Below are 13,645 nucleotides of genomic sequence, written 5' to 3' on the forward strand. Positions count from 1 at the left end.
ATGCGTTGGCCTGGGTCTTCTGGTGACCGAAAGATCAAAAGATCAAAAGATCGCAGCCTTCGGCAGCTCCTACGGGATCGGCGTTCATCCATCTATTGCGGGTTTACACGGTCGGCGTAGGAGCTGCCGCAGGCTGCGATCTTTTGATGTTAAAAAGGCAAGCAGATCTTTCACTTGACCAAGGAGAACGCCATTACCGTTGCTCTTGTCATGGGCGATCAGAGTGCCGCCGATAATGCGCAATGCATGGCGCGAAAGTTATTGGACCTGTGATTAATTCAAACAAGACAACAATTGTTTGAACCTTAACTTTTTGTGGAGACTTGAAATGTCATCTAACGCCGAAGTTCGTCCGCCACTTGCGCCCTTCACCCGTGAGTCGGCTATCGAGAAAGTTCGCCTGGCCGAGGACGGCTGGAACTCCCGCGACCCGCAACGGGTGTCCCTGGCCTATACCCTGGACACTAAATGGCGTAACCGCGCAGAGTTTGCCAGCAACCGCGAAGAAGCCAAGGGCTTCCTGACCCGTAAATGGGCCAGGGAGCTCGACTACCGGCTGATCAAGGAGCTCTGGGCCTTTACCGATAACCGCATCACCGTGCGTTACGCCTATGAATGGCACGACGATTCCGGCAACTGGTACCGCTCCTACGGCAATGAAAATTGGGAATTCGACGAACACGGGCTGATGTCCAACCGCTACGCCTGCATCAACGACATGCCGATCAAGGAAAGCGATCGCAAGTTCCACTGGCCGCTGGGCCGGCGCCCGGATGAGCATCCGGGGTTGTCTGAACTGGGGATGTAAAAGCTTCGCGGGCAAGCCCGCTCGCCACAAGTGTCGGACCGGTCGCGGCCAGCGGTGGTTATGGGTAATATACCGGCCTTTCGCGCAGCCTCTTCTGCGCCCCGCCGAATAAGTCGATCCCATGCCTCTGGAACTCAGCGTAGACCTCGCCACCCTCGCCATTCTTGTCCTTGTTGCCTTTATCGCCGGTTTTATCGATGCCATCGCTGGCGGTGGTGGTTTGCTCACCACCCCGGCCTTGCTCACCGCCGGTTTGCCGCCGCACCTGGTGCTCGGCACCAACAAACTTAGCGCCAGCTTCGGCTCGGCCATCGCCAGTTTCACCTTCTATCGGCGCAAGCTGTTCCACCCGCGCCAGTGGCTGCACGCGATAGTCGGGACCCTGGTGGGCGCATTGACCGGCGCGATCGTGGCGCATTACCTGCCGGCCGATTGGCTGAACAAGATGCTGCCGGTGATCGTCTTCGCCTGTGGGGTCTACCTGTTGTTTGGCGGCACGCCAAAAGCACCGCTCGACAGCGACGCACCGATCAAGAAGAAGTGGCAGTCGAGCCAGGGCTTCAGCCTGGGTTTCTACGACGGAGTGGCCGGCCCTGGCACCGGCGCCTTCTGGACCGTCAGCAGTCTGCTGATGTACCCCATTGATCTGGTCAAGGCCAGTGGCGTGGCGCGCAGCATGAACTTCGTCAGCAATATAGCGGCACTGTCGGTGTTCATCTTTTCCGGTCAGGTGGACTGGATTATCGGCCTGAGCATGGGCTTGTCGGTGATGGTCGGGGCATTCTTCGGCGCGCGCACCGCCATCAGCGGTGGCGCGAAGTTCATTCGCCCCGTGTTCATCACCGTCGTCCTGGGCTTGACCGTGCGCCTAGCCTGGCAACACTGGTTCAGTCTGGCCTAAGCGACGCGCGACATAGATGTCGATCAGGTAGCGGGCAATCGAGCGGGATGCCGGCAACGGCGGCAGTGCATGGATGTTGAACCACTGTGCATCTTCGATCTCGTCCTCCTGCGGGACGATTTCGCCACTGGCGTACTCGGCATGGAAACCAAGCATCATCGAATGCGGGAACGGCCAGCACTGGCTACCCACGTACTGGATGTTCCTGACCTCGATCTGCACCTCTTCTCGCACTTCTCGAATCAGGCAATCCTCCGCCGACTCGCCAGGCTCGGCGAAGCCGGCCAGGGTGCTGTAGACCCCGGGAACAAAACGCGGCGAGCGTGCCAGCAATACTTCGTCGCCACGGGTGATCAGCACGATCATGCTCGGCGAAATTCGTGGGTAATGCCGCAGGTCGCAGGGTTCGCAATACATCGCTCGTTCCCGTGAAAGCTGCTGCATGGCCTGGCCGCAGTTGCCGCAGAAGCGATGTTCACGGGCCCAGGTGCCGATCTGCGCGGCGTACCCCAGCACTTTGTAGACCGTGTGATCGCCCTCGAGCATGAACGCCCGCAGACCTTGCCAGCGACAACCCGGGACCTCGGTTGAGCTGTTGAGCTCCAGCAGGTAGACCGGCTCGCCATCCAGATGACCGATACCATGCTCAGCCAGGATCGACAGCTCCTGGCGCTTGAGCCATTCGCGCGGAAACAGCGCGCCATTGTCATCGAATAGAAAACCGTCGCGGCTGCGCGCCACAGCCCAGCCGCCGGCAACGTCGGTATCCAGTACTGCGGTGGTCCAGCGTGAAGTCATTTTTTATCAATCCAGAAATTCGGGTTTCTGCTTGCTCATCTGCGCGGCCATGGCCACCCGCAAATCGGTGGACTGCAGCATGGCGGCGTTCCATGTAGCGATGTATTCCAGGCCGTCATTAATGCTGTGATCGCGCATGTAACTGATCATCTCTTTGGTTCCGGCAATCGCAATCGGCGATTTTCCGGCAATTTCCCGGGCGATGCTCATCACGCCGTCGAGCAGGCTGGCCGCATCCGGGTAGACGCGGTTGACCAGGCCAATGCTACGCGCTTCTTCGGCTCCCAGTGTACGCCCAGTGTAAGCCAGTTCACGCAGCATGCCGTCGCCGATGATCCGTGGCAATCGTTGCAGGGTGCCAACGTCTGCAGCCATGCCCATGTCGATTTCCTTGATCGAAAACTGCGCATCTTCGGCGGCGTAACGCATATCACAGGCGGCAATCAGGTCGATGGCACCGCCCAGGCAGTAGCCCTGGATCGCTGCAAGCACCGGTTTGCGGCAGTTGTCGACAGCATTGAAGGAGGCTTGCAGTTGCAGGATCTTGCGCCGCAGCAGGCGCGCGTTACGGCCGACGTCCTTGCCCAGTTCATTGGCCACCGAAGCCAGCATCATCAGATCGATGCCGGACGAGAAGTGCTTGCCGGCACCACTGAGCACTACTACCCGAACTTCATCGGTGTCGTCGATCCACTGGAAAACCTCGATGATTTCGCTCCAGAACACCGCGTTCATCGAATTGATCTTTTCCGGACGGTTGATCTGCACATGGGCGATGTTATCCGTCAGTTCGACGCGTAAAGCCTGGTAGTCGGGCATGCAGTAATCCTTTGCTGGGCTGTAATGAGGGCAGAACTATAACAAGGCATTGTGTCTGGCCGTAAAGCAGTGCATTGGCCAAAAGCGGGACTGGCTGACACGGTATCCGTAGCAGCTGCCGCCAGGCTGCTACGAAGTGATGCACTGGTTTCACGGTCTGTATGAATAATTATCGGCTGTCGGGTGTTCTCTGTTTGTGAGCCCACTATGCACAAGTGCGGCCGACGCCATCGCCGATTCGTCGAAAAGCTGAAACCACCGCTCACCCCCTCGGGACGGAGGTCGCTATCGCCAGCGATCAGGCAATACGAGCAGAACTGAGCCAGCACCTGACGCGTTTGTGGCGTTATGGCCTGGTGTTGTCTCGGCAACGGCATGTGGCTGAAGACCTGGTACAGGCCACCTGCGTGCGGGCGCTGGAGCGTGCCGGGCAATTTGTGCCGGGCACGCGCATGGATCGCTGGTTGCTGAGCATCCTGCACTCGATCTGGCTCAACGAAGTGCGCGCACAACGGGTGCGCCACGGCCAGGGTTTCGTCCATGCCGACAGCGCGCTTTCGTTCGATGGAGAATACATCGTGCAAACCCAGGTGCTGGCCGCGCAAGTGATCAAACGGGTCGACGCCTTGCCCGAGGCGCAGCGCGAAACGGTATTTTTGGCCTATGTCGAGGGTTTGACCTACCGGGAAGTCGCCGAGGTGCTGGCGATCCCCATCGGCACCGTCATGAGCCGTCTGGCGGCGGCTCGCTTGAAGCTGGCCGAGCATCCGCCCCTGCACTCAGTACCCAGCCCCTCCACAGGAGAACGGCGATGACCGATCAACCCTCGAAACCCGCACCCTCGGATGAACAGCTGGTGGCCTACCTCGATGGGCAACTGAGCAGCGAGGAGCGTCTGCGGATCGATTCCGCACTGGCCAATGACGAAGCCCTGGAACAGCGGCTTGAGTGGCTGTCGAGCAGCGATCTGCCGTTCCAGAGCGCCTACGCCGACTTGCTGGATCAGGCGCCGCAGGACCGACTGGCGACGATGCTCACGGATTTGCCGGCGCCCGCTGCCAGCACTCCGTTGAGTCGACGCCGGTTCATCACGGCGGCGGCAGGTTTTCTGCTCACCGGCATTGCCGCCGACCGAGTGTTCCTCGGCTGGCAGACCTCCACCCCCAAGGTCACAACCAACTGGCGGGGGCTGGTGGCCGACTTCATGGCCCTCTACACCCCGCAAACCCTGGACCACCTGCCCGACGACGAAGCGTCCCGGCGGGCACAGCTCCAGACCGTCGGCCAACGCCTGGGCCTGGCACTGGAACCGACGCAACTGAAGCTCCCGGGACCGGCACTCAAACGCGCACAACTGCTCGAATACGAGGGTGTGACGATTGCCCAGATAACCTATCTGGACCCGCGCCATGGACCGCTGGCGCTGTGCATCACCCGCTCGGCCATCGGCACCCGCGATCCGGCGCATGAGCAACGGCGCGGGATGAATATCGTTTTCTGGTCCGATATGGGCTACGCCTACATGCTGATCGGCCGTAACCCGACGCCGGAACTGGAGGCCATGGCACAGGTGGTTAGAAGCCGGTTGAGTGCGTAGGAACTGCCGAAGGCTGCGATCTTTTGGCGATTTCGGAAATTGCCACCAGCACGATTACGTGCCTCAGAAAACAGACCGGCTGTCAGGCCGTCATCGCGAGCAAGCTCGCTCCACAGGACATCTGCCGGTCACAAAGTCGGCAACCACAACCTGAACCGCGCCCCGCCGAGCGGTGAGATTTCTACCGTCAGCGTCCCGCCCTGGGCTTCCAGTGCCCGGCGGCTGATCGCCAGGCCGAGGCCGAAACCGCCGGTGGCGCGGTCGCGGCTGCGGTCGAGGCGGTAGAAAGGTTCGAAAACCCGTTCCCGCTCGTCCTCGGGAATGCCGATACCGTCGTCGTCGACCCAGATTTCACAGCCTTTCGAACCCACGTGAACCCCAACCTGAATACGATTTTCGCAGTAGCGCATGGCATTGAGCAGCAGGTTCTGGATGGCGCGGGCGGTCAAGCGTGGATCGAGGACAAAGCGTTCGTACAGACCATCCAGCAAGACATCGATGACGATGTCAGGGGACTCCAGCGCTTCGTCGACACTGCCCAGGATACTGTCGATGAACTCATCGAGGGATACCTGCACCCGCTCCGGCACCTGCGCCGGGTTTTGCAAGCGGCTGTAGGACAGCAGTTCCAGCACCAGCTCATCCAGCTCGCGAATGTGTGCGACCAAGCCCTGCAAGCGCTCACGACTGGCTGCCGGCAAGTCGTCGGATAACGCCAGCGCCAGGCCGAAGTCGAGCCGGGTCAATGGCGTGCGCAGTTCGTGGGAGACCGCGTTGAGCAGGTCGCGCTGCTGGTTAAGCAGGTTTTCAATGTCGGCGGCCATGGTGTCGAAGACATGGGCCAGGCTGCCAATGTTGGAACTGGAGGAAATCTGCGTGCGCTCACCCAACTGCCCCTTGCCGAAGCGCTCGGCGGTGCCTTTCAAGCGCTCCAGATCGCGCCAGTGCGGGCGCAGCCAGATCAGCAGGCAGGCCAGTAACGCCGCGCCGATCAGCACGTTGATGCTCCAGTAGAGCAAATTGACGTCCAGCGGATCCGGCGGAACGATCAGCTTGACCGCCAGCTGCTCGTCCAGTGGCGCCACCGAGAGCGTGCGCCAGGCCCAGTCGCCCATGCGGATGACCATCTCGCCGCGCTGCAGGCGTTCGAGTTCATGGTCGCTGAAGTCTGGATCGTCATTGCGCACCAGCACGATCTGCAGCGGCCGGAACGCCTGGTCCAGTTCAGTTGCCAGAGCCTGCCATTGCTCGGCGGGCACCGCGTGAAACTGTTTGACGATCAGGTTCTGCAGGCCGCGGGACTGGTCGAGGTTGTACTTGGCAAAACGCTCATGAAAAACCTTGATCACCAGGTCAGGGATCAAATAGATCGCCGCGCTGAAGGTGACGATGGTGATCAGGTACAACCGAATGAGGATTCGCAGCATCGGCTCAGCATTCCCACTCGGAACGGCTGAACAGGTAGCCCTTGCCCCACACGGTCTTGATCTTGCGGGCTTCACCGGCATGGTCGTCGAACTTGCGCCGCAGCTTGGAGATGGCCACGTCTACCGAGCGGTCGGTGCCGTTGAACTCGATACCGCGCAGGCGTTGCAGGATCTGGTCGCGGCTCAGCACCTCACCGGCATGGCGGGCCAGCACCACCAGCAGGTTGTATTCACCGCTGGACAACTCCACCGGCTGTTCGCGCCAGGCCACGCTGCGCTCCGACAGGTCGATGCACAGGTTGCCGATGAGGATCCGGTCGCTGGCGGTTTGCGGTTCATTCAGACTGCTGCGGCGCAGCAGGGTACGCACCCGCGCCAGCAATACCCGCGGCTCGCAGGGTTTGGTGACGTAGTCGTCGGCGCCCATTTCCAGGCACAGCACTTGATCGTGGCTGTCGTCACGGGCGGTGAGCATCAGGATCGGCAGGGACGCCGAGTCGGCCCGCAGCAGGCGGCAGACTTGCAGGCCGTCGAGGCCCGGTAGCATCAGATCGAGGATTACCAGGTCCGGCGGGGTCGACCGTGCACGCTCGCGCACCTGATCGCCGCGGCTCAGCACGCTGACGTGGTAGCCGTTGCGTTCCAGGTAGCTGGCGATCAGTTCGCAGAGCGCGGAGTCGTCTTCGACCAGGAGGATGTTGGGCATGGATTGATGTCTGTTCACTTTAAGAAGACTAAGGGCAACGCTTACGGAACGCACGACCCGCAAGTAAGCAGCGAAGGATATACGCCATCGCGCCCGTGTGAGCATTCGCTTCACACTTTTTCACAGAGCACCTACAGAGCTTCACAGCAGCCCTTGACCGCTGGCCGTAGCATGCCGGGGTCATTATTGGGGTATCAGCATGTCGAAGAACCTGGTTGCGAAGCTTGGCCTGATTGCACTGGCATTGACCCTGGGTGCCTGCGACAAGTCTTCCACCGCCGAAGAGCAGGCTCCGCTGGCCTCGGTGCGGATCGAGACCATCCAGGCGCGGCCGCTTTCGATCACCAGCGAATTGAGCGGGCGGATCGCCGCGCCACGGATTGCCGAAGTCCGGGCACGGGTAGCCGGCGTCGTACTGCAGCGCACCTTCCGTGAAGGCTCCGACGTCAAGCACGGCGACGTGCTGTTTCGCATCGACCCAGCGCCATTCAAGGCCGACCTCGACAGCGCCCAGGCCAGCCTGCGCAAGGCCGAGGCCAATGCGTTCCAGGCGCGTTTGCAGGAGCAGCGCTACGCCCAGCTGGTCGAAGGCAACGCCATCAGCGGCCAGGATTACGACAACGCCCGGGCCAGCGTGCGCCAGACCGCCGCTGAGGTAGCGGCCAATCAGGCTGCGGTGCAACGGGCCCGACTGAACCTCGGTTACGCCACGGTCACCGCGCCGATCTCCGGGCGCATCGGTCGCGCGCTGGTCACTGAGGGCGCGCTGGTCGGGCAAAACGAAAGCACGCCGCTGGCGCTGATCCAGCAACTGGACCCGATCCACGCCGACCTGACCCAGTCGACCCGCGAACTCAACGACTTGCGCCGGGCCTTCCGTGCCGGGCAGTTGCAGCAGATCGGCCAGGATCAGGCCAAGGCCACCCTGATTCAGGACGATGGCAGCCTCTACCCGCTGCCGGGCAAGCTGCTGTTTACCGACATCAGTGTCGACCCGGGCACCGGCCAGATCATCCTGCGCAGCGAGTTCCCCAACCCGGACCTCGACCTGCTGCCGGGCAGCTTTGTCCGCGTGCGTCTGCAGCAGGCGATCAACCAGCAAGGCATCAGCGTGCCGCAGCGGGCGATTGTGCGTGACAGCGCCGGTATCGCCCAGGTGCTGCTGGTGGACGCCGAACAGCGGGTCAGCCAGCAACCGGTGCAGCTTGGTCAGGAGCAGAAGGACCGCTGGATCGTCACCGACGGCCTTAAACCGGGCGACCGCATTGTCACCGAAGGCCTGCAACACGCGCGGCCCGGCGAGAAAGTGCAGATCGACGACAGCCCTCTTCCACTCGCCCAGGCTTCTGGCCAGTAGCTACCAACCGATCCCAGGACTCAGCTCCCATGCCGCAATTTTTTATCGACCGCCCGATCTTCGCCTGGGTGGTCGCGCTGTTCATCCTGCTGGCCGGCGCCCTGGCCATCCCGCAGTTACCGATAGCGCAATACCCCAATGTCGCGCCGCCGAAAGTCGAAATCTACGCCACCTACCCCGGCGCCTCGGCGCAAACGGTGGACGAAAGCGTGGTCAGCCTGATCGAGGAAGAGCTCAACGGTGCTGACAATCTGCTGTATTTCGAATCCCAGAGCAGCCTGGGCTCTGCCACCATCACCGCGACCTTCCAGCCCGGTACCCACCCGGAAATGGCCCAGGTCGACGTGCAGAATCGCCTCAAGGCGGTAGAGCCGCGCCTTCCGCAATCGGTGACCCAGCAAGGCTTGCAGGTGGAAAAGGTCTCGGCCGGTTTCCTGTTGCTGATTACCCTGACCTCCAGGGACGGCAAACTCGACAACGTGGCGCTCAGCGATTACCTGGCGCGCAACGTGATGAACGAGATCCGCCGCATCGACGGTGTCGGCAAGGCGCAGCTGTATGGCGCCGAGCGGGCCATGCGAATATGGATAAACCCGCAGAAGCTGATTGGCTTCAACCTGACCCCGGCCGATGTCAACGCGGCCATTACGGCGCAGAACGCCCAGGTGTCGGCCGGCAGCATCGGTGACCTGCCGACCCGTTCGACTCAGGAAATCACCGCGACAGTGCTGGTCAAAGGCCAGTTGTCGAGCCCCGAAGAGTTCGCCGACATCGTCCTGCGCGCCAATCCCGACGGCTCCACCGTGCGCATCGGCGACGTCGCCCGGGTCGAGATCGGCAGTCAGGAATACCAGTTTTCCACCCGTTTGAACGGCCAGCCGTCGACCGCTGTCAGCGTACAGTTGTCGCCGGGGGCCAACGCCTTGAGCACCGCGACCCTGGTGCGGGCGAAGATGGATGAACTGGCACGGTATTTCCCGGTCGGGGTGGAATACAAGATCCCCTACGACACTTCGCCGTTCGTCAAAGTCTCGATCACCAAAGTGGTCTACACCCTGGGCGAAGCGATGCTGCTGGTGTTTGCGGTGATGTTCCTGTTCCTGCAGAACATCCGCTACACGCTGATCCCGACCCTGGTGGTGCCGGTGGCGTTGATGGGGACCTTTGCGACCATGCTGGCGCTGGGGTTCTCGATCAACGTGCTGACTATGTTCGGCATGGTGCTGGCCATCGGCATCCTGGTGGACGACGCCATTGTGGTGGTAGAGAACGTCGAGCGGATTATGGCCACCGAGGGCCTGTCGCCCGTCGATGCGACGCGCAAGGCGATGAAGCAGATCACCGGGGCAATCATCGGCATCACCCTGGTGCTGGTCGCGGTGTTTATTCCGATGGCGTTCATGCAGGGCTCGGTGGGGGTGATCTACCAGCAGTTCTCCCTGTCGATGGCCACCTCGATTCTGTTCTCGGCGTTTCTCGCCCTGACCTTGACCCCGGCGCTGTGTGCGACCTTGCTCAAGCCGATCGCCAAGGGCGAACATCACACCAAGGGCGGTTTCTTCGGCTGGTTCAACCGGCGCTTCGAACAACTGAGCGACGGTTATCAGCGCGGGGTCGTCTACGCGCTGAAACGCACCGGGCGTTACCTGTTGATCTATGGAGTGCTGCTGATTGGCCTGGGACTGTGTTTCAGTCGCCTGCCCTCCTCGTTCCTGCCAGTGGAAGACCAGGGCTACACCATCACCGATATCCAGCTGCCACCGGGTGCGAGCAAGAACCGCACGGTGCAGGTGGTGGAGCAGATCGAAGCCCACAACGCCAGCGAACCTGGCGTTGGCGACAGCACAGTGATCCTCGGTTTCAGCTTCTCCGGTAGCGGGCAGAACGCGGCGCTGGCCTTCACTACGCTCAAGGACTGGTCGGAACGCGGTAGCGAGGATTCGGCGGCCTCGATCGCTGATCGGGCCAACATCGCCCTCAGCCAGATCAAGGACGCGGTGGCTTTTGCCGTATTACCGCCGCCAGTGGACGGCTTGGGCACCTCCAGCGGTTTCGAGTTTCGCCTGCAAGACCGCGGCGGTGTCGGCCATGCCGCGCTGATGCAAGCGCGCACTGAACTGTTGGCCGCCGCAGAGAAGAGCCCGGTTCTGGCCAACGTCCGCGAAAGTGCCTTGGCGGAAGCGCCGCAGGTGCAATTGGAAGTCGATCGCAAGCAGGCCAACGCCCTCGGCATCTCTTTTGCGGATATTGGCAACGTACTGTCCACCGCGGTCGGTTCGGCTTATATCAATGACTTCCCCAACCAGGGGCGGATGCAACGGGTGGTGGTGCAGGCTGAAGGCGATCAACGCAGCCAGGTGGCCGATTTGCTGAAGATCCATGTACGTAACAACGCCGAAAAAATGGTGCCACTCTCAGCCTTCGTCCAGGCGAAATGGATCCAGGGCCCGGCGCAGTTGACCCGCTACAACGGCTACCCGGCCATCAGCATTTCCGGCGAACCGGCGCCCGGCTACAGCACTGGTGAGGCAATGGAGGAAGTCCAGCGGCTGGTGGCGCTACTGCCCGCGGGCCTGGGCCAGGAATGGACCGGGCTGTCATTGCAGGAACGCCTTTCCGGCGCCCAGGCACCGATCCTGCTCGGGCTGTCGCTGTTGATTGTGTTCCTGTGTCTGGCGGCGTTGTACGAGAGTTGGTCGATCCCCACCTCGGTATTGCTGGTGGTGCCGCTGGGGGTGCTCGGTGCGGTACTGGCCGTGACGCTGCGGGGAATGCCCAATGATGTGTTCTTCAAGGTCGGGTTGATCACCATCATCGGGCTGTCGGCGAAGAACGCGATCCTGATCATCGAGTTCGCCAAGAGCCTCTACGACGAAGGCCACGACCTGATCGACGCTACGGTACAAGCCGCCCGCCTGCGCCTGCGCCCGATTGTCATGACTTCACTGGCGTTCATCCTCGGGGTGGTACCCCTGGCGATTGCCACGGGCGCCAGTTCGGCGAGCCAGCAGGCCATCGGTACCGGGGTGATCGGCGGGATGATCACCGCGACATTGGCGGTGGTGTTCGTGCCGGTGTTTTTTGTGGTGGTGATGAAATTGGTCAAGAAGCGGAATTCAGACGGTTGAGGTGCCTTTCGGTCTCCATCCAACCACATGCTAAGGTTCGTCAAGGCCCCATCACATCGAGCAGCCATGCCGCACCTCGTCCGCACCCATCCTCGACTGACCGCCGCCGCCCTGCTCGGCGTGGCGGTCGGCATACTGGTTCCGGCCGATTCGGTTATCAGCAAAATCCTCATTGGCTGGAATACCGGGGTCTGGACCTACCTGATACTGATGTTCTGGTTGACCTTTCGATCGCAAGCCACTGATGTTAAACGAATTGCAGAGGCCGAAGACGAAAATGCCGGACTGGTGCTGCTAACAGTCTGTATCGCTGCGATGGCCAGCCTCGCCGCCATCATCTTCGAACTGGCCGGCAGCAGCGAAATGGACACCCCCGACAAGCTACTGCGCTACGGCTTCACCGGATTGACGGTGCTCGGCTCCTGGCTGCTGACCGGAGTGATCTTCAGCCTGCATTACGCGCGGCTTTACTACACGTGGGACGGTAAAAAACCGGCGTTGCGCTTTGCCGAGGGCGAGATCGACCCCAACTACTGGGACTTCCTGTATTTCTCCTTCACCATCGGCGTCGCGGTACAAACCTCGGACGTCGGCGTCGCCACCCGGGGCTTGCGCAAGACTGTCCTGGCGCAGTCGTTGATCGGCTTTGTGTTCAATACGGCGATTCTGGGTATTTCAATCAATATTGCGGCGGGTTTATTTACTTGATGTTAAAAAGCTATAATTTTCAATAGCTTGCAATCATGTTTCAAAGGACTACGAGAAGTCTATAACCGAGGTTTGTGGACGGCTGACAATTTTCTCATTCACCCCTCTTGACGACCTATCGGGTTTTGGTGTCTTCTGAAACCGGTTTCAGCGAAGTCCCACAGCCGCTGCTTCCCAATAATTCCAATAACAAGGTCGTGCCCCGTGAACAGTTTTTCCGCCGCCCAACGCAGCCGCGTGACCATGCTTGATGTCGCTGAACGCGCCGGGGTCTCCAAGGCCAGCGTGTCGCGCTTTATCGGCGAGGATCGCGCCCTGCTCTCCGATGCCATTGCCTTGCGCATCGAGCAGGCGATCAGCGAGCTGGGTTATCGCCCGAACCAGATGGCCCGCGGCCTGAAACGCGGACGCACCCGTCTGATCGGCATGCTGGTGGCCGATATCCGCAACCCCTATTCGATTGCCGTGATGCATGGCGTGGAAACCGTCTGCCGTCAGCACGGCTACAGCCTGGTGGTGTGCAACACCGACCGCGATGACGCGCAGGAACGCCAGCATCTGGCGGCTCTGCGCTCGTACAACATCGAAGGCCTGATCGTGAACACCCTCGGGCACCATCCGGAGCAATTGCGCGAACTGCACCAGGAAATGCCCATGGTGCTGGTGGATCGCAAGGTCGAGCAGTTGCACAGCGATCTGGTCGGCCTGGATAACCCCGCCGCGGTCCATACCGCCCTTGAGCACCTTGAAGAGCGAGGCTATCGCGACGTGGTGATGGTCAGCGAGCCCTATGACGGCACCAGTTCGCGGATCGAGCGGGTCAGCAGCTTCACCCGCGAAATCGCTCAACGTCCAGCCCTGCTGGGCGCTGTAGTCGAAACCGGCGCCGAGCTGACGGCGCGCCTGCAAGCCTTTCTCGCCACTCCCGGCCCCGGCCCGAAAGCCCTGTTCTGCGCCAACGGCATTGCCGCGCTGGCCGCGACCAGTGCGCTGCGCGAGCTGGGTTGCCAGCTGTTCGAGGACGTTGGCTTGATTGCCCTGGATGACCTGGACTGGTATCCGCTGGTGGGCAGCGGCATCACCGCCCTCGCCCAGCCGACCGAGGCCATTGGCGCCAGCGCGTTTGAATGTTTGCTCAAGCGATTGCGTGGAGATGATGGGCCGGTGAGGACGCTGGACTATCCGGCGCAGTTGATTGTTCGTGGGTCGACGCAATTGAAGCACGCACAACAAAGCCCCTTGTAGCAGCTGCCGAAGGCTGCGTTCGAGGAGGTACTCCTCGCAAAGCGGCTACTGATTTTCAACTGTCTCTGCGCGTTTTTCTGATTTACGGCGGCTGCGCCACCGACGCAGCCTTCGGCAGCTGCTACGAGGTATCGGCGGCAGCTATTTTTTT

General features: G+C 61.3%; 12 protein-coding genes and 1 pseudogene. 9 read left to right on the forward strand and 4 right to left on the reverse strand.

All coding sequences use genetic code 11. The features are described from left to right. Positions 1-183: 183 nt before the first annotated feature. The 3 genes and pseudogenes from AC3IUA_RS16175 to AC3IUA_RS16185 form a co-directional block, all read left to right on the forward strand. Positions 184-273: pseudogene (locus tag AC3IUA_RS16175) on the forward strand (TetR family transcriptional regulator); the annotation flags it as partial. Positions 274-328: 55 nt separating this feature from the next. Next, positions 329-808, forward strand: coding sequence for a nuclear transport factor 2 family protein (locus AC3IUA_RS16180; RefSeq protein ID WP_489355313.1), 480 nt, complete (start codon positions 329-331; stop codon positions 806-808). Between the two features lie 121 nt (positions 809-929). After that, a complete protein-coding gene (locus AC3IUA_RS16185; RefSeq protein ID WP_489355315.1) occupies positions 930-1,709 on the forward strand; it encodes a TSUP family transporter in 780 nt (259 codons plus the stop codon). Here AC3IUA_RS16185 and nudC read toward each other — a convergent pair. Next, positions 1,677-2,507 (reverse strand): NAD(+) diphosphatase, encoded by an 831-nt coding sequence (gene nudC / locus AC3IUA_RS16190; RefSeq protein WP_489355317.1) that lies wholly within the window; start codon positions 2,505-2,507, stop codon positions 1,677-1,679. The genes AC3IUA_RS16185 and nudC overlap by 33 nt on opposite strands. A gap of 6 nt (positions 2,508-2,513) precedes the next feature. Further along, positions 2,514-3,326 carry a crotonase/enoyl-CoA hydratase family protein gene (locus tag AC3IUA_RS16195; protein WP_489355319.1) on the reverse strand — a complete coding sequence of 271 codons (813 nt, stop codon included), beginning with the start codon at positions 3,324-3,326 and terminating at the stop codon, positions 2,514-2,516. Positions 3,327-3,643: 317 nt separating this feature from the next. Here AC3IUA_RS16195 and AC3IUA_RS16200 point away from each other — a divergent pair, with 317 nt between their 5' ends. After that, positions 3,644-4,141, forward strand: a complete 498-nt coding sequence (locus AC3IUA_RS16200; RefSeq protein WP_489362371.1) for an RNA polymerase sigma factor — start codon at positions 3,644-3,646, stop codon at positions 4,139-4,141. Then, a complete protein-coding gene (locus AC3IUA_RS16205) occupies positions 4,138-4,923 on the forward strand; it encodes an anti-sigma factor family protein (RefSeq protein WP_489355321.1) in 786 nt (261 codons plus the stop codon). Before AC3IUA_RS16200 ends, AC3IUA_RS16205 begins: the two co-directional genes overlap by 4 nt. Before the next feature lie 128 nt (positions 4,924-5,051). On the opposite strand, the gene AC3IUA_RS16210 is transcribed toward AC3IUA_RS16205, so the two are convergent. Beyond that, positions 5,052-6,350 carry an ATP-binding protein gene (locus tag AC3IUA_RS16210; RefSeq protein ID WP_489355323.1) on the reverse strand — a complete coding sequence of 433 codons (1,299 nt, stop codon included), beginning with the start codon at positions 6,348-6,350 and terminating at the stop codon, positions 5,052-5,054. A gap of 4 nt (positions 6,351-6,354) precedes the next feature. Next, positions 6,355-7,056, reverse strand: coding sequence for a response regulator transcription factor (locus tag AC3IUA_RS16215; protein WP_489355325.1), 702 nt, complete (start codon positions 7,054-7,056; stop codon positions 6,355-6,357). Positions 7,057-7,255: 199 nt separating this feature from the next. On the opposite strand from AC3IUA_RS16215, the gene AC3IUA_RS16220 reads away from it, so the two are divergent. From AC3IUA_RS16220 to AC3IUA_RS16235, 4 genes are all read left to right on the forward strand, one after another. After that, entirely contained in the window at positions 7,256-8,413 is a 1,158-nt protein-coding gene (locus tag AC3IUA_RS16220) for an efflux RND transporter periplasmic adaptor subunit (protein WP_489355327.1), read from the forward strand. Between the two features lie 29 nt (positions 8,414-8,442). Then, entirely contained in the window at positions 8,443-11,541 is a 3,099-nt protein-coding gene (locus tag AC3IUA_RS16225) for a multidrug efflux RND transporter permease subunit (protein WP_489355328.1), read from the forward strand. A 66-nt stretch (positions 11,542-11,607) separates the two neighbouring features. Beyond that, positions 11,608-12,249 carry a DUF1345 domain-containing protein gene (locus AC3IUA_RS16230; RefSeq protein WP_489355330.1) on the forward strand — a complete coding sequence of 214 codons (642 nt, stop codon included), beginning with the start codon at positions 11,608-11,610 and terminating at the stop codon, positions 12,247-12,249. Between the two features lie 204 nt (positions 12,250-12,453). Then, a complete protein-coding gene (locus AC3IUA_RS16235; protein WP_489355331.1) occupies positions 12,454-13,494 on the forward strand; it encodes a LacI family DNA-binding transcriptional regulator in 1,041 nt (346 codons plus the stop codon). Positions 13,495-13,645: the final 151 nt, after the last annotated feature.

Source organism: Pseudomonas sp. KH_050 (assembly GCF_057838875.1).

What these genes read in the sequence shown, in the direction of transcription:
- AC3IUA_RS16180 (WP_489355313.1), top strand. Translation starts at nt 329, where the DNA reads ATGTCATCTAACGCCGAAGTTCGTCCGCCACTTGCGCCCTTCACCCGT.
- AC3IUA_RS16185 (WP_489355315.1), top strand. Translation starts at nt 930, where the DNA reads ATGCCTCTGGAACTCAGCGTAGACCTCGCCACCCTCGCCATTCTTGTC.
- nudC (WP_489355317.1), bottom strand. Translation starts at nt 2,507, where the DNA reads ATGACTTCACGCTGGACCACCGCAGTACTGGATACCGACGTTGCCGGC.
- AC3IUA_RS16195 (WP_489355319.1), bottom strand. Translation starts at nt 3,326, where the DNA reads ATGCCCGACTACCAGGCTTTACGCGTCGAACTGACGGATAACATCGCC.
- AC3IUA_RS16205 (WP_489355321.1), top strand. Translation starts at nt 4,138, where the DNA reads ATGACCGATCAACCCTCGAAACCCGCACCCTCGGATGAACAGCTGGTG.
- AC3IUA_RS16210 (WP_489355323.1), bottom strand. Translation starts at nt 6,350, where the DNA reads ATGCTGCGAATCCTCATTCGGTTGTACCTGATCACCATCGTCACCTTC.
- AC3IUA_RS16215 (WP_489355325.1), bottom strand. Translation starts at nt 7,056, where the DNA reads ATGCCCAACATCCTCCTGGTCGAAGACGACTCCGCGCTCTGCGAACTG.
- AC3IUA_RS16220 (WP_489355327.1), top strand. Translation starts at nt 7,256, where the DNA reads ATGTCGAAGAACCTGGTTGCGAAGCTTGGCCTGATTGCACTGGCATTG.
- AC3IUA_RS16225 (WP_489355328.1), top strand. Translation starts at nt 8,443, where the DNA reads ATGCCGCAATTTTTTATCGACCGCCCGATCTTCGCCTGGGTGGTCGCG.
- AC3IUA_RS16230 (WP_489355330.1), top strand. Translation starts at nt 11,608, where the DNA reads ATGCCGCACCTCGTCCGCACCCATCCTCGACTGACCGCCGCCGCCCTG.